We start from the raw sequence: 20640 nt of genomic DNA on the forward strand, positions 1-20640 counted from the left end.
CGTTATGCCTCGATTTCTTTAGCAGCCTCGGACGACTGCGGTTGGTGTTGTTCAATCCACTCATCAATATCGCTACGGCGATACCGAACCACATTGTTTCCAAGTTTCAACGGTGGTGGAAATAGACCCCGCGCAATCCAGCCGTATAAAGTTGGTCGGCAGATTCGCATCAGGTCAGCGACTTCAGCCATACGTAAAAATTCGTTTTCGTTGTTCATGTTTTCACCTCAGCCCTATTGTTACGCGGTGTTGTTTTTTGTCGACATGACTTGTTACTTAAGCGACGTCGCACCGAACCAACCGCGATGCATTGTTTCGCCGTTTCGCGGCATCGGTCACAGCGTAGATACCGCGTGTGAATTCCACCCGCCTCATTGACGGCATAGGTCTTCAGCCGACCGGCTTTACACTTGCCGCATGGTGTGTTGCTGGTGGCCATCTCAGTTCGCCTCAAAGTTCTTGAATCGTTTGATGTCCGGTTCAAGCCAACGCACCTCTAAGGCTACGGCAATCTCCCCTGCGACCGTTTCCAGGAAATCACGTTGCCGCTCACTGACGGCCGACGGTACCGACGCGATAGCAGTGCGGTTGGCTCTCAGCAGTTCCCGGAATTCCCAGTCAGGCCAATTGGGGTCTTGCACAACAACGCCATCAAGCCCCTCTTGGCGGGAGCGCACCACAGCCGCCAATTGTGTCGCCAAGTACCAATGCAGCCTCGGTGCGGAATCGCGGAACGCATCTCCCAGCGTGCCGTCTTTGAGTAGAATCAGCGTTTCGGGGTCCAGTTGCGCGAACGCATCGAACAATCTGTTGAGATGCTCCGGCGCCGGTGCGGGGGTTGGTTCGTTCATGTTCAATCGGCTCCTTGTGTTGCTTGCAGCCGCTCGGCGGCTCGGTGCTGGTTCATTCACAATACTTCCGCTGTTGATTGTTCCCACTGGCATCACGAGACAGGATGCCTTTCCTAGGACCCAGCAGCCCCACGCCGCTGCAACGCCTCGGTGTGGTTCGCCATCAATTCCCGCAGGTCGGAAATAATGGCTTTGCGTTCGTGAAGTGCGATGATTTTCAACGCACGTTGTTCGTCCCGGTGTGGTAGCCATGATGCGACGATCTTGGCTAATTCAAAACCGGTCAGTTTTTCAGTTCTTGGCATTGGTTTTCCTTTTCGTTGGTGGTTGGGGGTGTCACGCGGTGTCACGCGAGACTCACTACTGCGTGCCCCTATAGATCAAACATCAAACCTATTTACCTGGTTAGTAGGTTGGGTATGTTCTCCCTACACGTGTGCAGTTATTTGGCACGCGTGACACTGCGTGACAGTTAGCCATAAAAGTTGTCTGAATCGTCGTTTGGTTCGTTGTCGACCAGTCGCAATCCTTCATAAGCTCGTATGCGACCACCAAACGCCCTCGTTTGCTTCGCAATGACGCCCGGTGCGGCTGCGTTCAGATTGCGACCGAATGTCTGCTTGTCGCCTTCCTTGCGTCCAGTGCGAGCGCACCAGCGTCTCCATGCGGCCCAAACGTCATCAACCGGGGTTCGTGGTCCAGGTTCGATTTCGCAGCAGTCGCGAACGAATGCCATTGCTGGAGAGGCGAGTTCCTCCATCTCCTCGATTGCCTCATCGGCCGATGTCGGTTGGATGAAAAACCCGCGTTCGTTCAGCCGCTTGTAACCTTCGATGGCCCAATTCAGGATTCCCGGCAACTCGGCTTTGAGTTTGTCTGTTAGCTCGTGATCCTCGCGGCCGAAGAATGACTTCGTGAATTTGAGAATCACAAACCGACTTGGCAGCGTTGCCGATGCATCGGTGAACCGGGGGAGTTCGTTGGTCAGCAACAGGAACCGGACCGATAACTCGGTGTCGACCTGTGGCAAGTGTTTGCGATTGACCGTTTGTGGATCTTCGCCAGAAACGGACAACAGCGCCTCCGCAATCGCCGATGCATCATTGCGGCCCGACAGTCGAGCATCACCCACGATCGCAGCGGTTTTGTTCAACAGCGGCTGCAATCCGAATTCACCGGCCAATCGGCCCAGCGTTGGCGCACAAACGTTATCGCGGCCGATCAGTTCTCGAATGATGCGGCCAATGGTCCCCTTGCCGGATCGCTTCGGACCAACGAACAAGAATATCTTTTGCTGCGATGTGTCCGGCAGCAGCAGGTAGCCGAAAATCTCTTGCAGCGTCTCGATACAATCCGGATCGTCGCTCCATATCCCGGCAAGAAATTCCAACCAGTGCGGGCACTCGGCATCGGGATTGTATTCATAGTCGACGGCATTGACGGTCAGTAGCGCGGGGTCATTCTTAACCGTGCCCAGCGTCGGTAGATGGATGATTTTGTTTTTCGCGACTAGGCATTCGGTTGCGGGGTGCGGTGGCTTCTCGCAAAGCCAAGTCGGCATTACGCGACGGCTGGGAACAATGCACGCAGCCCGTAGGCAATCAACCATATTGCCGATGGCACGCGTTGTTATCTTTTCCGCGAGTGTGTCCACGAATTGAACCAACCTCGCTCGCAATTCAGACGGCTCTATTTTGCGATAGACGTACTTGTTGTAAGCAATCCATTCGTCGCGGTAAAAATGCAACGTCCGTTTTCCGCCATCAGTAGCATATTCGCTAATGAAATCCCGCGCCGTTGTCATCGGGTCAAGGCTGGACGCTTCCAGCCTCTCTAAAATCATGATCTCGCTTGGTTCTTCGGCAGCGTTGATAACCTGGTGCAACTCGGCTGCGGAGTGTGATACAAGAAAATCATCAACACCAACTTTGCTGCCGTCCTTGGCTTCTGGAATTCTCGCAACGCGTACATTGGCACCTTTTTTGGTCAACAGGTTCGCCAGTCGCGATTCTGCGTCCTGGATGTTTTCATTGGTGGCGATGTCGGAATCAAAAGAGATAACCACTTCGCGGCCGGACCAATTGATTGTATCCAGGTCGACAATCAGGGAATCAACTTTGGTCGATTCGGGTTTCCAGTTCCAAACACCAGCTAGGCCGATTGTGGGGAAACCCTCTTGGCAGGCCTTGGCCGCTTTTTTCTCGCCCTCGGTGATCATAATCCGCTGTTGCGTATCTTCGATGACGCTGGACCAACAATCGTGCGGGGGAAAGTAGGCGCGGTTTTGACTCTTGCGCGGGGATTCGTATTTGATCGGCCGCTTGTCCTTGCCGGACGTTCGCGGTGTATCCGGTCGCACCCGCTGATACGCGGTGTAGTCGCCGTTGTGATCGTAGTACGGGATGATCAAACACGATCCGCATTTCTTCGGGAACGTCTTGTGTTGCAGGATCAAGCGAATGTGCTGGATGCGGTTTTCCGACTTGAACTTACAAGCAAGAATCGTTTCGTCGGTCAAACCACTGGCCCGCAGTTGCTCGATGTGGTGCGGCTGCAATGCGGCTTCGACCTTTAACCGCGGATCGTCCATGGTCGCGGTGTCAGTCATTGTTGCGGACCTCCCGCAACAGCCGGAGAGTCGCCGCCCGCCAAAATGCCGACTTAACGCGTTCCAACGTTGTGTTAATCCGGTCACGGTCCATGATCCGCATGCTGTCGACAATCAGCGTCGGCAATTTCTCAACCGCGCATCCCTGGCAAACGTAGAAGTATTCAGGGGATGCCATCCAATAAGCATCCGCGTCGCGTTCGTTACAAATTTGACACTTGCCCTTACCGCGTTGTACAATTTCATCGGGAACACAAGCCATTGTTTTCCTTGCTATTGGTTCATGGGAAACCTCGCCGGTCTGCCGCCGCGCGGGGTTTTTCTATGCCATCGATTCGGGGAAAAGTTCGCGTTGTTGTTTCGGCTGGTCGTCATCAGCAACAGCCGCCGTAATCAGTTCCAGCGTGCTGCCCGGTTTGATCTCCCGCAGCATGCCCGGGCGCTTGCACCTGGCACATCGGCCGTCTGCAAAATAGCTATGGTGCACGGCCGCACATTGTGGGTCTCTGCAGCGGTATTTCACCCGCTTTACGACATCATTAACCCGCATCAATTACCGACTCCTTTGCGATGCCTGACCGCGTTTCGCCGGTTTCTCTGCTGGTTTCTGATTTTTCCCGTAGTTGCGTGCCTTTGCATCACCAACGGCATTTAGGAACGCCGTGACGGCTTCGCGGTTGGTCGCATACTCGCGGCCAATGGGGATCGCCTTAAGGAACACGCCTTGACGGCCTTTCACGATCCAGCGCCAAACAGTCTGCGCCGACGGCTTGCCGGGGATTGACTTGCAGATTTGTGAAATCGGCTCGGTGTCTTCGCCGAACGGGTCAATCAAAACATCACGAGAAGTAGAAACGGTCGTCATCAATTAAGCTTCTAAAATGCAAAGACGAAAAAAAGGCGGGGGACATCAAAACACGAAACAAGGGCACAAACAGTTAGAAGAGATAAATACGAGACGCATCTCTCGACTAACTGGTTGCTTCCTAGCTCCCAGTTTTGATGTCCCCCGCCTCCAAGCAGTCGACGGAACGACATCAGTTCAAATTGTAAATGGCTCCGGCGCAAAAGCGCACCGATACCCGTTAGCTCAGAAATCACGTTAAAACGCTGACCTGATTACAACGATAGGTATCGGAAATGCAATGTGTCCGGGGTTGTGCCCGGTTTCACATAGCCAATTTTTGCTTTGAATGGAGCCGCTTCACTAATCTCTAAATTAGAAACTAGCAGTAGTAGTATTAAGGCGGCTATTTTGCTGTGGAAACTTTGGCAATCATTTTACGAAGTCACTCAATCTTAAATACCATTCTCACATTGTCAATACGTTTAACCTAGCTGCTTCATCACGTCACGCGCTTTTGAGTGGTCGCGCTCGGCGTAAACTTCTGTCATTGCAATCGTTGCATGACCTAAGATTATTTTTGAAGTTTCTACGTCGCCTTGCTGGCGTAATGCTGTTGCAGCAGTGTGGCGGATGCGATGCGGATGGAAGTCATCGACTTCGGCCTTTTCACATGCTCGCTTGATAGCGTTGCGGTATGAGTCGCGTCCGTAGGGGCGATTCGCCGGCAGTTTGTTATTGCGCATCGTTGGCCGAAACACATAGCCGGTTTCGGTAGCATTCAGAAACGGCTCAATGATTTTCTGCGCCTTCGGACCGATGAAAATCACTCGCGTTTTTCCATGGTGTTCCGTCTTGTGTGAACCGGGTCTGTATTCCCAAACGTCGCCCCAACAGTCGACTTCTTCGGCACGCATGTGAAGGACTTCACCCGGGCGCATAGCGGTCAGCAATTGCAGTTGTACCATCGCCGCCACTGGTGGCCGTAGGTGCGGCAGAATCGCCGTCAGCGTGTCTACGGGAACGGGCGTGACCGGTGTACTCTCGACGGCGCATGACCGGCCCGATTCAAGCCCCTGCACGGTCATCAGATCGTGATAAACCGATGACGATAACAGTTCCTCACTCGCCGCCCACTTGAACATACGACGGATACGGCCCGCCTGCTTATTGACGCTGATCCGCTTCCAGCCCAGCGCAATCATTTTGTCGCGGACCAGTTTGAGCGCCTTCGGTCCGAAGTCGGCAGCGTAGGTTTTGCTGTGGGATTTCTCAATCACCCGCAACACACTTTCGAGCGCGGAAACCTCGGATGTCACCCGCCCGTTTTTGCGGTAGTGGTCGTGAGCGAACGCGCGGTACCGCTGCACGAGGTCACCAACGGTGATGTCGGGACGCAATCCAACCGCTTGGTCTTTGCGGTCGGCTTCCCACTGCTCGATCAATTCGCGGTAGCGTCGGCGGCTTTCATGGGAATTGTATTTCCCCAGCCAATGCTCAACGCCGTTGATCTGAGTTCTCGCTTGTCCACTGGCTTTGTGCAAGTTGTAACCAGGACGTCTTGCCATGAGTCGTGCTCCTTCAATAGCCGGTATTTAGCCGGTAGAAGCTGCACTGCTCATTCTTGGCAGGTTACGTAAATCGTTACGTATCAGCGAGTTATCAAGTGGAGGATAGGGGACTTGAACCCCTGACCTTCTGGCTGCCAGCCAGACGCTCTCCCAACTGAGCTAATCCCCCGTGTGGTCTGTTTTGGGACACTGAAAACCGCTTTTCGGTTCGGTGTCCGCTGCGGAACGTTTCCGTCTGAGACACGAAAATTAGCAGGGTGTTGCTAGCCTGTCAAGCGGGCTGTGCTTGATCCCGGATTGCTCCGGGATTTCTGATTGCCGTCGTGCTCCCCACTATCATCGGTCATTTCATGGGGAGGGTTTAGACCTGATTGGTGGATCCCCGCGATTCCCGGGGTCTGGGACTTGGGGTGGACTTCCATTAACTGGTGGCTGAAGGGGCGAAATGATCGATAGCGACTTGTTTTAAGCCCTTCAGATCGAGTTTACCTGTGCCCAGAACTGGGATTTCTTGAACCTCGATAAAGCTGTCAGCAGAGGGGATGAATAGATTGGGGAGGCCGGCTGCTTTGAGTTGCTGGCAAATTTCATCGGCACTTTGCGATAGCGGTAAATGCACGACGACCAATCGCTCTCCTTTGCGTTCATCGGGCACAGCGGTGACTACCGCCTTGACCTGCATGTCATCTTCTTCGGTGTCCGTTTGACTGAGGAAATCCCGAAGAGCGTTTTCGATTTGCAGGTGCGGAACCATCTCGCCGGCGATTTTTGAGAAACGGCTGAGACGGTCGGTGATCTGGATGAACCCGTCGGAGTCGATTTTCGCAATGTCGCCGGTGACATACCAACCATCGCGAATGACTTCGGCTGTCTGTTCGGGGCGATTCAAGTATCCCTGCATGACGTTCGGCCCGCTAATCAACAACATGCCCGGCGTATCGATTCCCAAATCTTCGCCCGTTTCAGGATCGACGATCTTGGCGGCGACACCGGGAACAGGGTGTCCGACGGTCCCTTCTTTGACGCCAGCATGGTTAGTCATCGCTGATCGATGGCTGGGGATATTAGCAGCGACGACTGGGGAAAGTTCGGTCGTGCCATAGCCTTCGATTGGGCGGGCACCGAATTTGTCTTCAAAAGCCTGTGCGACGTCGAGAGGCATTTTTTCGGCGCCGCAAATCACCAAATCAATCGTGGCAAAATTCTCTGGCGTACAGCGTTTTATATAAGTCCGTAGAAAGGTCGGCGTCGAGATCAGGACGGTCGCTTTGTATTTCTGAGCGAGTTTGCCGATCACTCGTGCATCGAGCGGGCTGACATGGTAGGTCACGGCCATGCTTCGTGTGAGTGTCAGCCACAGATTGCCGGTAAAACCAAAGGAATGGAAGAAGGGCAGAATTCCCAGAATCGTGTCCTTGTTCGTAAAGCGAAACACCTGGTCGACCGCTTCGACGTTGGTCGAGATATTGTGCTGCGTGAGCATGACTCCCTTGGGGTCCCCGGTCGATCCGGATGTGAAAATGACTGTCAGCAGGTCGTCGGATTTGATTTTCGTCAAACCCAAGATGCGTTCTAAAATGGCGGCAGGGAGTAAATAAGCCTGAGCAGCAGAGATCAGTTTGTCCGTCGTGGTGACTTTGTCTTTCAGATCGTCCAAGTAGACGACTTCGGCATCAAGATCGAGGTCGAGCTTTTCCATAACCTTGCGGCTGGTGAGCACGTGTTTGATGCCGCATTGCCGGATACAGGAGTTCATGATTTCCGACGAGACGGTGTAGTTGAGGTTCACCGGCACGCGACGGGAGATGCTGAGGGCCGCGTTGACGAGCGTGGCGCCTACGGACGGGGGGATCAAGACGCCGACCATATTCTCATCAGCGGCTAGCACCTCGCGGTCTAAGAGCCGTTTGAGAACCAATGAGCGCAGAATTGTTTGCCCGCCGGTGCATTCTTGGCCGGTGGAGTCGGAGATTTTCAGTCGAAACATCCCCTTGCGACAGTTCCGCAGAAATTGCCGTGGCAAGACCATTTGCCGTCCCTTGCGTTGTTCCATAGCTTGAACTCCCAGCTGCTGGACCGCCTGCCGTACTTGGCTGACGTTATCAGGTTTTTGAATCGGTTTCCCGAAGTGAATTGAGACGAGATATGGCCAGTGACGCGGCCATTTCCAGAAGAGTTTCCCGCCCGAATAGCTAAAAATGCTGCCCCACAATTCATCGAGATACACAGGTATGATGGGGGCATCGGTCCCGGCGACGATTCGCATGAGACCACGTTGAAATGGCTGCAGTTGCCCGGTGCGTGTGATTTGTCCTTCGGCAAAAATACAAACGAGTTCTCCGTTTTCGACTGCTTCCTTAGCCACTTGCAGGGCGCGGACCATGGCTTTGGGGCCGCCGTCTCCCTTTATGGGAATCGCCTTCATCGTCCGCGTCAACCAATTGAGGCCCGGATTTGTTGTGTAATCGGCATAAACCAGGAAGCGGATTAGTCTGGAGGAACTTGTCAGGATTAACAATCCATCGACCCACGAGACATGATTGGCAACAATTAACGCGCCCCCGGTTTCGGGCACGTTGTGTTGTCCGTTGAGGCGAACCCGATAGACCGTCCGTGTAAGCAACCAAAACATGAACCGTATTGTCGCGCCGGGTAGCAATGTAAAGATATAGATCAGTACTGGTATAGTCCCGATTCCCGACGCCAAGAACACCTGGCTGGCGCTCATGTTGAGTTGGCCCTGCATCACGGGAAATAACATCGAGACCAACAGCATCCCCGCGAAGGTCACAAAATTAGCCGCGGCAAGAATTGTCCCGCGATTTTCGGACGAACTGCGGTGTTGCAGGAAGGCTTCCAGCGGAATATTGAACAGTCCGGCGCTGATTCCCAGAAAAAACAACCAGACGCATGATTCGATCATCGCGCGTTGCGCCACATCGCCGGCGGGAAAATCAGCCGCGCTGCCTGCTCGATAAAGCAAAAAGGAGCTGAGCACGATGCCGACGGCGCCGAGCGGCACGATCCCTAACTCGACCTTGCCTCCCGACCAGATTCCGGCCAACACGCTGCCAAAGCCGACTCCCCCGACCAACACCACCAGCAGGGGCCAGATTTCTTCTTGCGGGAGACGTAGATCCTGTGTTCCATAGGGATCGATGTTGATATTCGCCAGCGATGCTAGAAACCAAAAGAAGGCAATTCCCAACGTCGCGCGGAGTAGTGACTTGTTGTTCCAAAGAAGCTTTAAGTTGCGTCCTGTGTCGAGGACCGGATTGTGTGGAAATGGTTTGCTCGCATCGGCGGCCGGTACGCGGCGGATCATCAAACTGGCCATCAATCCGACTGCGGCGACGCCGAGCAATACGACGGTGGAAATCCATAAATGATCGGTCCCGTACGGTTTGGTCGCGCCGAACAACAGCAAGCCGCCGACAAAACCAAGCGCCGAAGAGACCACGGTCACTAAGCCCATCCAGCCGTTGCCGGTGGAGAGGTCCTCGGTGCGGAGCAATTCGGGAATGCTGCCGAATCGGGCGGGGCCGTACAGCGCGCTTTGTGCACCCATCATGGCAACCACCGCAAACAGACCGAACGTGTTGCCAATGGAGATAGCGGCAATGCCCACCAACATGATCACGACTTCCGCCACCTTGCAGCCGACGATCACGGTCCGCTTACTGAACTTGTCGGCAAAGTAACCGGCATAGGGAACGAACAATAAATAGGGCAGGGTGAAGCAGAACAACCCAATCGACAAGGCCAGGTTGGCGTCGAGGCCTTCTTCCTCGAATTTGACCTTCGCAATCGGCACGACCAACCAGCGAAACATGTTGTCGTTGATCGCGCCTAAGAACTGCGTGACGAGCAATGCCACAAAGCTCCGCGACGAGAGGCCGTTGTAAGGGGCGGACGCGCTTGGTTGACCATTCTGACTCATCGCGTCACTCCGACGCTGTCAGGAAGGTCAGTAAACAGGCGAATCATTGGCACGGGCATTTTTCGTGGAGATAGACAGTGGAAATCAGGGAAACGTGATCGTCGACAAGCGTAGCGATAATGGCGGCGACCAGCAATCCGGGAGAAAAACCCGCTCCAGCATTGTGGTGGCGACCGTGGATTAGGTCGACGTCTCTGTCGTAGGAAGCTGTGGCGGAGAGATATTCTCGGAAAACTGGACCATAGTCTCCAATACAGGTTGGCCGTAAATCTTGGTTGTGCGTTGTTGTGCCTTTCCTCCCAAAATCGCCAAAGTCGGCTCGTGCCGATCACGATCCTTTAAGGGGACGTGTCGCAATAGGATTTGCCCCTCAGGCTGAATGACACGGGACAATTCTCGTGCCGCCGCTCGTGTGAGGGGCGTGCGTTCGACGATGAGTGATTTCACGCAATTGTCCGCAAATGGCAAGGCATCGGCCCGTGCGACGATCAACCGGGGAATCGGCTCACCGGCATGGCGTCCCAAGGTTTGGGTCCTGCAACGATTGACATTCCAGGCCTCCGCATGCCGGCCTTCGCCGCCAATATCGAGCACAATGTCGCATGGCGTTTGGTCCATAAGCCTAAATTCAGTCACTGATAGTTTGATAAAAAACAACCGTCCGCAATGACGAGACGGAATGAGGCGTGCCTTTATAACGCGCCGGGTTTCAGAATTCGACGCAAGCAGTTAAAGTCGCCCTCTGACAGCGGTTAACAAGGAGGACAAGGTGACCGTCCTTGGCTCGTCATAAGACGCTATTCTGCAATGGAGAGGGTATCGTGAGTGAAACCGCCGCAGCGAACAGTTCGCAGGAAAATCAACAACCGCCGGAACAACCGACGCGGTCCGTGATTTTTTTCGACGGGGTTTGCGGATTGTGCGATCACTTTGTCAATTTTGTCATGGCTCGCGACCACAATCGCCGGTTTTTATTCGCCCCCCTGCAAGGCACAACCGCCGGCAAACTCCTCAACCTGCCGGATGATGCCTCGTTTGATTCTGTTGTCTTTTGGGATGCCGGAAAGACGTTTCAAAAATCGCCTGCCGTGGTGCGAATATTTTGGAAGCTTGGAGGGCTATGGTGCGTGCTCGGTGCGTTGCTGTGGGTGATCCCTCGGCCGCTGCGCGATGTGGGGTATCGTCTGGTTGCCCGTTGGCGCTATCGTCTATTTGGCAAGAAGGAAGTCTGTCGCATGCCGAAACCGGACGAGCGTGAACGGTTTTTGGATTAGCGAACGCTTTGAGTGGCTGGACGGATAACGACGTGGGGCGAGGGGTAATCAGTGAACGCGGATGATATTAACGTGGAGGATGGCGGACTTCCTTTTGATCTTGAGCGAATCATTGCGGAGACGTTCGTGGGGGAGGTCGACTATCACGAAACAGTCGATTCCACCAACGACGTCGCGCTGGCCCATTGCCGTCGCCGGGCAGTGGATGGTCCGCTGTTGGTTTTGGCAGCTCAACAAACTCGCGGTCGCGGACGGGGAGCCAATTCGTGGTGGTCCGTAGCTGGTTCGCTCACATTTTCACTGATCATCTCCCCGACCGGGTTGGGAGTAAGCCAGGAACGTTGGCCACAGGCATCGTTGACAACCGGGCTGTCAGTTTGCTTGGCCTTGGACCATGTTGTGCCGGGCATTCGTTCTGCCCTGAAATGGCCCAACGATGTCTTTCTCAATGGCGGTAAAGTTTGCGGCATCCTCGTTGAGGTGGCAGAAGGCTCGACGCAATCACTCGTGTTGGGAATCGGCATCAATGTCAACAATAGCTTTGTCGATGCCCCGCCGGAACTGACGACCATCGCGACTTCGTTAGCCGATGCGACCGGCCGGGAATTTGACCGGACGGAGGTGCTCATCGCTTTGCTCAAACAATTCGAAACCCAATTCCGCCGCCTGGCTGCCAACGATCCCCAATTGCCGGCAGACTGGCTGCAACGCTGTGCGTTGCGGGGCTTGACCGTCACGATCGAGACCCCGACCCATCGAACCACCGGCCGATGCGCGGGTATCGATCCACAAGGGGCGCTGGTGCTGGAAACCGTCGAGGGCCCGGAACGCTTCTTTGGTGGTGTCATCACCAGCTTCGAATGACAATTTGGCGATGATCCCCGTCCCTTCCGCAGCCCCGAAAATCACGAATCCGCTGGAAACCACTGTTTAACAGCGGCAAACGTCCTTGCGAGGCCCCCGTTCGCCCAGGTAAAATGGATCGTCGTCTTTTGATGCAATGCAGCTTGGTTTCAGTTCTGTTGCGGCGGGAAGACGAAGCTTCTGCGGGAGCGTGTTTCGCTGGGAGTCTCTCTCGCCTCTAAACTTTGAGGAGTTCATTATGCTGTGGCGGTGTACGGCGGTTTGGTTCCTCTTGGCGGGAATGCTGGCATGTTGTCCATCACCCAGCTGCGCCGAAGAACCGACCACTGATTACCTCCGCGACATAAAACCGCTGCTCAAACGCGCCTGTTATCGCTGTCATGCCGCCGGGAAGCAGACTTCGGGCTTACGTTTGGATACGGCTCGCGCTGCTTTGATCGGCGGCGATTCCGGGGAAGCGGTTGTTCCGGGAGAGAGCGCCGAGAGTTTGCTGTACCTGGTCGTCAGCGGTTCTGAAGACTACGAGCAAATGCCGCCCGAGGGGGAAGGCGAACGCTTGAAGCCGGACGAAGTGGCCCTCATCAAACGTTGGATCGACGGTGGCGCCAAATTCCCCGAACAAGAAACCCCCGATGACAGCGCCGGGTCGGATCACTGGTCGTTCCAAAAACCGCTACGGCCCGAAGTACCGAAGACGAAGAACTCCACATGGATCCGCAATGCAATCGATGCATTCGTGCTCACCCGTTTGGAAGAGAAACAAATCGCTCCCTCGCCCGAAGCGGATCGAATCACGCTGATTCGCCGGCTCACGTTCGACTTACTGGGTTTGCCACCCACGCCTGAAGAAGTGCAACAGTTTCTGGCCGACACCAGTTCCGATGCCTATGAAAAACTGGTCGATCGCTTGCTGGCTTCTCCGCACTACGGGGAACGTTGGGGGCGACATTGGCTGGATGCGGCGCGTTATGCCGACAGCAACGGGTATACCATCGATGGTTCCCGCAACATGTGGCATTACCGCGACTGGGTGATCAATGCCCTCAACGCCGATATGCCGTTTGACCAATTTACCATCCAGCAAATCGCCGGCGACATGCTGCCCAATGCAACCCGCGAGCAAATGATCGCCACCGGATTTCATCGCAATACGTTGATCAACGAAGAAGGAGGTACCGACCAGGAACAGTTCCGCATCGATGCCGTCGCTGATCGGCTGCATACCACTGGGGCGGTTTGGTTGGGTTTGACGTTGGAATGCGCTCGCTGCCACACGCACAAGTACGACCCCATCACCCAGCGGGAATACTATGAGATGTTCGCGTTCTTTGACGCGGACGACGACTACGACCTCAACTTCCCACCCCCGGCCGACAAGGCAGCGGAATTTGAAAAGAAACTCGATAAGTTCAACGGCGAAATTGCTGAGTTGGACAAGAAGATCGCCAAAGCTTACGGCACACCCGCCGAGGAAAACGGCGAGCTAAAAAAATTGATCAACACCCGGACACGCAAAATGCGGTCCAAACCCAAAAGCCCCGCCGGCTGGGCAATGGTGATGAAACAGCGCGAGCAGCCCCGCGTGACGCACGTTCACAAGCGCGGGAATTTCCTGGATCCAGGGGATGAAGTCACCGCGGCCGTGCCCGCTGTGTTGCCGCCGCTGCCAAAGTCCGAAACACACAATCGTCTTGATTTCGCGTATTGGCTGGTCGACGGCAACAATCCGCTCACTGCCCGGGTCACTGTGAACCGGATGTGGCAACGCTATTTTGGCAGCGGTCTCGTGCAAACCGAAAATGACTTCGGCACGCAAGGCGAACGACCGTCGCATCCGCAATTGCTCGATTGGTTGGCGACGGAATTCATCGCCCGCGGTTGGAGCATGAAGGCGATGCACAAATTGATCGTCACATCGGCCACCTATCGACAAGCGTCGGTTTATCGTGAGGAGGTCGCTCAGGTCGATCCTGCCAACCGGCTATTGGCCCGGCAGGCCCGTTTGCGATTAGAAGCGGAAATCATTCGCGATGCGGCGCTGGCCACGAGTGGATTATTGACCCGTACAATCGGCGGCACGGGTGTGTTTCCTCCACAACCCGATGGCGTGTACGCCTTCACGCAAAATGATAAGAAATGGAAAGCCAACACAGGCCCCGAGCGCTATCGCCGTGGCATGTATACTTATTTTTGGCGATCACAGCCGTTCCCCGCGCTGATGACGTTTGACTTCCCCGAATCGAACGTCACCTGCACCCGCCGCGTCCGTTCCAATACACCGCTGCAAGCATTGACGTTGGCCAACGATGTGGCTTTTGTGGAAACCGCACGGGCGCTCGCTCAGCGGATTCTCAAAGAAGCCTCACCAGACGACGAAGAACGGATTCGCTTCGCCTTTCAACTGTGTCTGGCCCGCGAACCGAGTTCGCTGGAAATGCGACGATTGGCCTTACTGATTCGCCAACAACGGGAGGCCTTCGCCGCAGACCAACAAGCCGCTGCTAAATTGCTGGCGACGGATAAACCAAATGACGAGACGATTGAACTTGCTGCCTGGACGACCTTTTCACGCGTGTTGATGAACCTCGATGAATTCATCACGCGGGAGTGAGGCACGACCGACGACGCCCCCGACTTTGCTGAGGGGCAACGCGAAATCATTCTGGACGTACTAATGACCGAGCGAACCATGCACGACCAAACTCCCGAATTGTTGGATCAAACGCGGCGACATTTCTTCTCCCAATGCCGTTACGGGCTGGGAGCAATGGCGCTCGGGTCGTTGCTGGCCGGTGACGGGGCGACGCCGGTACGGGCTGACGTGCAAAGTCATCCCCTTGCTCCACGTCCGCCGCACTTTGCTCCCAAAGCCAAACGCGTGATCTTTATGTTCATGGCGGGCGGGCCGAGCCAATTGGAGCTGTTCAATCCCCGTCCCAAACTGACCAAACTTTCCGGACAAGTGATCCCCCAGTCGTACGTCGAGAACAAACGTTTCGCCTTTCTCAACAAAGATGCCAAACTCCTCGGCTCGCCGCAGAAATTCGCCCGGCATGGCGAATCGGGCCAGATGATTTCCGAGTGCTTGCCCTACCTGTCGACGATCGCCGATAAAATCGCCATCGTCAATTCGATGACAACCGACGTCTTCAACCACGGCCCCGCTAAGTTCTTCGTCAACACCGGCTCCGCACGGTTCGGGCGTCCCAGCATCGGGGCATGGGTCACGTACGGTATCGGCAGCGAATCGACCGACTTGCCCGGCTTCGTCGTCCTGCAATCCGGCCCCCGCGGCCCGCGTGGCGGCGCGCCGCTCTGGGGAAGCGGATTTCTGCCGACGACGTATCAGGGCGTTCCCTTCCGTAGCGGCAAAGAACCGATCCTCAACCTCTCCTCGCCACACGGCATCGATTTGAACCGCCAGCGTGAATTTGTCGATGCAGTCCACGACCTGAATGAGATGCGGCGAGCGGTTACGGCTGATCCGGAAATCGCCACGCGGATTTCGTCCTACGAAATGGCCTACCGCATGCAGAGCAGCGCGCCGGCGCTGATGGATATTTCCGGCGAGACCCGCGACACGTTGGAGGACTACGGCGTCGAGGGGGACAAACCTTCCTTCGCCCGCAACTGCCTGTTGGCTCGCCGGCTGATCGAAAGTGGCAGCCGGTTTGTGCAGTTGTACCACACCGATTGGGACCACCACGGCGGACCGGGGTTTGAAATCAACAAGGCGCTCAACCAGCGGTGCCACGAAGTCGACCGTCCCTCGGCGGCGCTGGTCAAAGATCTCGAACAGCGCGGCCTGCTCAAGGACACGCTCGTGGTATGGGGCGGAGAGTTCGGCCGCACCCCGCAAGGCGAAGACCGCAACGGCCTGTTAGGCCGCGACCACCACATCGACGCCTATTCCATGTGGATGGCCGGCGGCGGCATCAAAGGAGGCCAAACCCTCGGCCAGACCGACGAGCTAGGCTACTACGCCGTCGAAGACCGCGTCCACGTCCACGACTTCCAAGCCACGTTGCTGCATCTGCTGGGCCTCGACCACCTAAAACTCACCCACCGCTTCCAAGGCCGCGACTTCCGGCTAACGGATGTGCATGGGAAGGTGGTGGAGAAGCTGTTGGCTTAAGCGGACAGGCTTGCGGGTGTAGGTCATTCGTCTCGCCGGCTTCGCCCAGGATACTCCGCCCAGAGGATCACGTCGCGGTAATCGAGGATTGCGGATTCAACGTATTGATCGAAAAGCGATCGATTGCCTGCTGCCAACTGCAGGACACAGAGACAGACACGTTCGTTAAGATATCGGCTCTCTTTCCATCCGGCAACTTTCCCGGACATCTCTGCCAAAGCACCTTTGACGAATGGTCGATCATTCTGCGAAAAATCCGATTCAATCGCGGATAGGACTTCGGTACTCAATTTGCCCGGAAGCGGAGAACCTATCACTTTTTTGAATGCATCCAATGCATTCTCGAACTCCTGCTGTGCAATCATTCGGTGGTATAAAATTGCCGAGATTGTGGACGGATCGGAATTCTGCGTATCTTCCGAAACGGCCGCGTCATACTCGGATTGCAGTTTCTCGAAAGCTCGTTCCGCTTCAAGCAATTGTTGCGTTTCAGGCAGATGCATGTATTTATCGGGAATATCAAACCACATCTCTCGCCACCTTTTCCCAACAATGTCGCCTACCGACTACGCCCCGCGTCCTGGATACGCTGTAGCTCCGCACTCAACCGCTCCACCACCTCCGGATGCTCCGCCCAAACGTTGTGTTGCTCCGACGGGTCTTTCTCCAGGTTATACAACTGCCCTTGCGGGCCGTCCGGTTTGGGTTTCACGCGGCGTGGTTTGGTGAAACCGCCGGAGCCTAGGTTGCCGGGGATCAGCTTCCAGTTGCCTGAGCGGATGGCAAATGTTCCGTCCGCTGAATGGTGCACCGTTGAGTCGCGAATGGGGTGCTCCCGTTTTTCGCCTAGCAACACGGGGAGGATACTAAAACTATCTTCGCCGGCATCGTTGGGCAGCAGGACGTCATTGATGGCAGCGACGGTCGCCAGTAGATCGATGAGGCAGATCGTTTCGTCACTCACGGTTCCGGGTGCGATGTGGCCGGGCCACGCTGCGATAAACGGGACGCGGTGGCCTCCGTCCCAGATGTCTGCCTTTTGTCCGCGATAATGCAGATTGGCGGCGTGGCCCCATTTTTTGATATCACCCACCGGCCAATGCGAACCGTTGTCGCTGGTGACGATGATCAAGGTGTTCTCCGTATGCCCCCCTTGTTCCAGTGCGCGGATGACTGCCCCAACGACAGCATCGACCTGCATCACAAAGTCGCCGTAATACCCGGCAGCGGAGCGACCACGGAATTCGTCCGTCGGGAGCCAGGGCGTGTGCGGCGCGCTGAGCGGCAAGTAGAGGAAAAACGGTTGCTCAGCGGTTTGCTTGTCAATCCAAGCGGTTGCCCGCTTGGCGAGTTCGGGGAGCACATCGACATGCCGAAACGACGGTGCGACCGGCCCGCCCCGCCAAAATCCGCCGCCCTCTTGCCGGCGATGTTTCGACGCAGCCACGGTATCCGTCGGTTGTTCCAAAGGGCGATCGTTTTCGACAAAGACATACGGATCCATGTCGAGCGAGGCGGGGATGCCAAAGAAATAGTCAAACCCCACAGTCGTCGGCCCCGGCGTGAGCGGCTTCGAGTAATCGACCGCATGCGGATCGTCACCGGCGATCACTTTATTCGCCGGCGGCAAATCAGGCGCATTGAGATGGGAAGCTTGAAATCCCAGATGCCATTTTCCCACACACGCGGTTGCGTAGTCTTGGGTTTTCAGAAAGGACGCAACAGTTGTCCGTTCCGGTCGGATTAGTGAGCGGGAATACCCCCACAACACACCCGACTTCAATCGCGACCGCCACGCATAACGTCCGGTGAGCACACCGTACCGCGTGGGCGAACAGACGGACGAGGGGGAATGCGCATCGCGAAACAGCATCCCCTCAGCCGCCAACTCATCAATCGCCGGCGTCGCTATTTTGGAGTCGGGGTTGTAACACCCCAGATCCCCGCTCCCGAGGTCATCGGCGAGTATGAAGACAATATTCTGCGGCTGTTCTGCGGCGACGGGTGAGGCACCGAGTAAGAGCAGTGGGATGCAAAAACAAAAGACAGTACGAAGGCGAATGGCGGTTGTACAAGGCACGGTGATTGCGTCTCCCGTTGGGCAACTTTGAAAATATCGGCCTGCGACAAGGCTCGCAGTTTCAGTCTACCAATATTCCACAGAGCGGCCAACGACCGGCGGATCAATCGACGATCACATGGTCAAGTGGTTGAAACAAGCTGTCGGGGATTTCGGCGTCGAAGTCATAGTAAAGCTGGACCACCGATTCCCACGGGACCTCTTTGCCATTTTCCTGAGTGAGACCGCCAAGCCGCATGCGCGTCGGGTGCCAGAAGCCGCGTGGGGACTTATCAGAAGATTCCACAATCTCGGAGTAATGCGGTTTCCAAACTTTTTCAGGATTGTCAGCTGACCCGATCTCCCGGCGAACTGTCATGTATCCTTTTTGGGAATCAAGCCACACGCGTTCGCCAGTTATGCTCACTAAGATTGTCCCTGGCTGGCCTGATTGCGGCTGCACGTCGACTTTCACATCATCGCGAGCGGCGGCGTTGATTAAATTTGCTGAATAGCCGAAGATCGATCGTGATTTAGACGTGGTGTGGGATCGGCGTTTTGTCCAACGTGGTTTTGGCCAATGGACAGGATTGAATCGATACGGGCCAGACTTCCCCTGTAACTCCTTTGGTTTTTCCTGATTGAAGTAAAAAAACTTGCCATCCTGCACTTCTAACGGCATAAACCAAAACTGCTCGAGGTGTTGTTGCCACCACTCCCGCTTGTTCGTTGTGCCATCGGGAATTGCGGTCAGCTTGAAATCAGGACGTTCAATGCCTGCATCGAGCCGCATCTTGTTTCCCTTGATCCACCAAATCATGGGGAAACCGTCGTACCACTTGGCATCGGCAATTTGTACGATTTTTAGCAGTCGGTGGTCGTCGAACTCTTCGATGGCCCGTTTGATGGCTTCCACGATTTTGACCAATTCAGCATCGGGTTTCTTTTCGACGAGTTTGGCATTCCGCGGCGCGCCGCCAGAGTAGATGTCGGTCGGTCCCGTGGCGGGAAAGTCAATTTCCAAAGTTACTTTCGGTGGCACCATTCCCGGACTGTTTAACGTCATTGCTGTCGGCAAATTCGTCACAGGATCGATTCGCACCGTAACGTCCTGCACTTTCTTGCCGTTTTCTTGAATGTCCCATGTGAGTTCCGTCCAGTCCTTGCCGTCGACTTTGATAGTATTTCGTTTCGGATTGGCCAATTCCACACCTGGCAGCGATGATTGAATATTCGTATCGCCACGAAACAAGGCTTGAAATAATTTGCCCATAGCGAGAAACCCCTCTCCGGATTGTCCGGAGATGTCGATCGTGCGTGTAATCGTATTGGTCCGTGGATCGTATTTGTCGTGTACTCCAAGTCGATGGTTTTCAAAGTGGACTTCCTTTCCGTATCGATTACAGACGAGCTGTTTATCAAAGGCAGCCCACGACTGGTACTCCACATCGCCAGGAAGCGTCGTGCGCAGATGAACCCACGGCCGTTTTCGCACCTCTCGTTTCACTTGCGCCCAGGCGGATTGCGACGGCAACTGCCAGTAGACAATCACTGCTGCCACGACGATCGCAGCAACGAGACCTAGACGCACAAAATTGCGAAGTGGTCCTGCCGATCGCCGGCGAGCGCGAGGTGGCAGGCTGGCTGGCAGCGCCGCATCAAGAATTTGTTGATCAAGCGCCGGTGTCGTCGTCAATTGCAGGCGGGATAACCGTTCTTCGAGTTCGCGGTCGCTGTTCATCGATTCATCCCTCATTTTGTGAATGAGATTCGGTCAGAATATGTCGTAGCTTATTCAACGCATACCGGTAGCGAGACTGCGCCGTGTTCGTTGAGATTTCCAAAAATTCCGCGATTTCACGAAATTTCAAACGGCCGTGGATGTGTAGCGTCACGACCTCACGTTGTGCAGTCGGCAGCAATTGTATTGCCGCGTTTAGTTGTACGAGTTCCTCGTCGTTAGCCAGACTTTGTCCGGGATCCGATGCGTGCTGTGCAACGTCGTCAATACACGGCGTCACGGGCAATTCCCGATTCCGCTTGACGATGACATCGCGCGCCCGGTTGAGGCAACTGGTGATTAAATAATTTCGCAGCGTACCGGTGAGTCGAATTTCACCGGCAATCCGTGAGAGATTGACGAACACGTCATGGAGCACGTCCTCCGCCAGCGACCGCTCCCTCAATATCATGGCGGACACCGTCAGTAGATCGTCTTTGTGCGCGCGGTAAACACACTCAAACGTGGCCCGGTCTCCCCGGGCGATTGCGTCCATCAGGGATTGATCGCTGGTATTCAAAGCGTCTCGGCATCTGCAAGTACATTGGTCGTCCGTTCGTAGAATTGACGATCGAACCGAAGAAATCGTCTAAATCCGCGGAAATATTTCGGATATTTCTCCGATTTTATCCCCGATTTCGTTGTGGGGACGACGAGCGTCTGAAAGAGCGCACGGTTGCATGATGCACGAAAGCGGCGGTACCAAAGTTGCGG

17 protein-coding genes and 1 tRNA gene are annotated in these 20640 nt (G+C 55.3%); 4 read left to right on the forward strand and 14 right to left on the reverse strand.

Features of this window, described 5'->3' with window-relative positions; genetic code table 11:
• Positions 1-2: 2 nt before the first annotated feature.
• The 10 genes from CA54_RS19255 to CA54_RS19300 all read right to left on the reverse strand — a co-directional run bounded on the left by CA54_RS19255 (position 3) and on the right by CA54_RS19300 (position 10432).
• Positions 3-218 (reverse strand): helix-turn-helix transcriptional regulator, encoded by a 216-nt coding sequence (locus tag CA54_RS19255; RefSeq protein WP_146372632.1) that lies wholly within the window; start codon positions 216-218, stop codon positions 3-5.
• A 222-nt stretch (positions 219-440) separates the two neighbouring features.
• Positions 441-851, reverse strand: coding sequence for a hypothetical protein (locus CA54_RS19260; protein WP_146372633.1), 411 nt, complete (start codon positions 849-851; stop codon positions 441-443).
• A gap of 113 nt (positions 852-964) precedes the next feature.
• On the reverse strand, positions 965-1156 hold the full coding sequence (locus CA54_RS19265; protein ID WP_146372634.1) for a hypothetical protein: 192 nt from the start codon (positions 1154-1156) through the stop codon (positions 965-967).
• 167 nt (positions 1157-1323) lie between these two features.
• A complete protein-coding gene (locus CA54_RS19270) occupies positions 1324-3459 on the reverse strand; it encodes a phage/plasmid primase, P4 family (protein ID WP_146372635.1) in 2136 nt (711 codons plus the stop codon).
• Complete coding sequence (locus CA54_RS19275; protein ID WP_231963130.1) at positions 3452-3721, reverse strand: hypothetical protein; 270 nt, start codon at positions 3719-3721, stop codon at positions 3452-3454. Before CA54_RS19275 ends, CA54_RS19270 begins: the two co-directional genes overlap by 8 nt.
• Before the next feature lie 291 nt (positions 3722-4012).
• Positions 4013-4324, reverse strand: a complete 312-nt coding sequence (locus CA54_RS19280; RefSeq protein ID WP_146372637.1) for a DUF1580 domain-containing protein — start codon at positions 4322-4324, stop codon at positions 4013-4015.
• Positions 4325-4788: 464 nt separating this feature from the next.
• The gene (locus CA54_RS19285) at positions 4789-5871 is read right to left on the reverse strand and encodes a tyrosine-type recombinase/integrase (RefSeq protein WP_146372638.1); all 1083 of its coding nucleotides are present in this window, start codon (positions 5869-5871) and stop codon (positions 4789-4791) included.
• Between the two features lie 99 nt (positions 5872-5970).
• Positions 5971-6043, reverse strand: a tRNA-Ala gene (locus tag CA54_RS19290).
• A 252-nt stretch (positions 6044-6295) separates the two neighbouring features.
• Positions 6296-9814, reverse strand: coding sequence for an acyl-[ACP]--phospholipid O-acyltransferase (locus tag CA54_RS19295; RefSeq protein ID WP_146372639.1), 3519 nt, complete (start codon positions 9812-9814; stop codon positions 6296-6298).
• 180 nt (positions 9815-9994) lie between these two features.
• On the reverse strand, positions 9995-10432 hold the full coding sequence (locus tag CA54_RS19300) for a class I SAM-dependent methyltransferase (RefSeq protein ID WP_146372640.1): 438 nt from the start codon (positions 10430-10432) through the stop codon (positions 9995-9997).
• Positions 10433-10635: 203 nt separating this feature from the next.
• Between CA54_RS19300 and CA54_RS19305 the strand changes: the two genes are divergently transcribed.
• The 4 genes from CA54_RS19305 (at position 10636) to CA54_RS19320 (ending at position 16087) form a co-directional block, all read left to right on the forward strand.
• Positions 10636-11088 (forward strand): thiol-disulfide oxidoreductase DCC family protein, encoded by a 453-nt coding sequence (locus tag CA54_RS19305; protein ID WP_146372641.1) that lies wholly within the window; start codon positions 10636-10638, stop codon positions 11086-11088.
• Positions 11089-11139: 51 nt separating this feature from the next.
• Positions 11140-11952 (forward strand): biotin--[acetyl-CoA-carboxylase] ligase, encoded by an 813-nt coding sequence (locus CA54_RS19310; RefSeq protein ID WP_146372642.1) that lies wholly within the window; start codon positions 11140-11142, stop codon positions 11950-11952.
• Between the two features lie 238 nt (positions 11953-12190).
• Positions 12191-14563 carry a PSD1 and planctomycete cytochrome C domain-containing protein gene (locus CA54_RS19315; RefSeq protein ID WP_231963131.1) on the forward strand — a complete coding sequence of 791 codons (2373 nt, stop codon included), beginning with the start codon at positions 12191-12193 and terminating at the stop codon, positions 14561-14563.
• Between the two features lie 78 nt (positions 14564-14641).
• Positions 14642-16087 carry a DUF1501 domain-containing protein gene (locus CA54_RS19320; RefSeq protein WP_146372643.1) on the forward strand — a complete coding sequence of 482 codons (1446 nt, stop codon included), beginning with the start codon at positions 14642-14644 and terminating at the stop codon, positions 16085-16087.
• A gap of 23 nt (positions 16088-16110) precedes the next feature.
• Here CA54_RS19320 and CA54_RS19325 read toward each other — a convergent pair whose 3' ends face one another.
• From CA54_RS19325 to CA54_RS19340, 4 genes are all read right to left on the reverse strand, one after another.
• On the reverse strand, positions 16111-16617 hold the full coding sequence (locus CA54_RS19325) for a hypothetical protein (RefSeq protein ID WP_146372644.1): 507 nt from the start codon (positions 16615-16617) through the stop codon (positions 16111-16113).
• Positions 16618-16646: 29 nt separating this feature from the next.
• Positions 16647-18167, reverse strand: coding sequence for a sulfatase family protein (locus CA54_RS19330; protein WP_197532622.1), 1521 nt, complete (start codon positions 18165-18167; stop codon positions 16647-16649).
• A 103-nt stretch (positions 18168-18270) separates the two neighbouring features.
• Entirely contained in the window at positions 18271-19887 is a 1617-nt protein-coding gene (locus CA54_RS19335) for a hypothetical protein (RefSeq protein WP_146372645.1), read from the reverse strand.
• Between the two features lie 4 nt (positions 19888-19891).
• Entirely contained in the window at positions 19892-20422 is a 531-nt protein-coding gene (locus CA54_RS19340; protein ID WP_146372646.1) for an RNA polymerase sigma factor, read from the reverse strand.
• Positions 20423-20640: the final 218 nt, after the last annotated feature.

The organism is Symmachiella macrocystis (genome assembly GCF_007860075.1).
GTDB lineage: Bacteria > Planctomycetota > Planctomycetia > Planctomycetales > Planctomycetaceae > Symmachiella > Symmachiella macrocystis.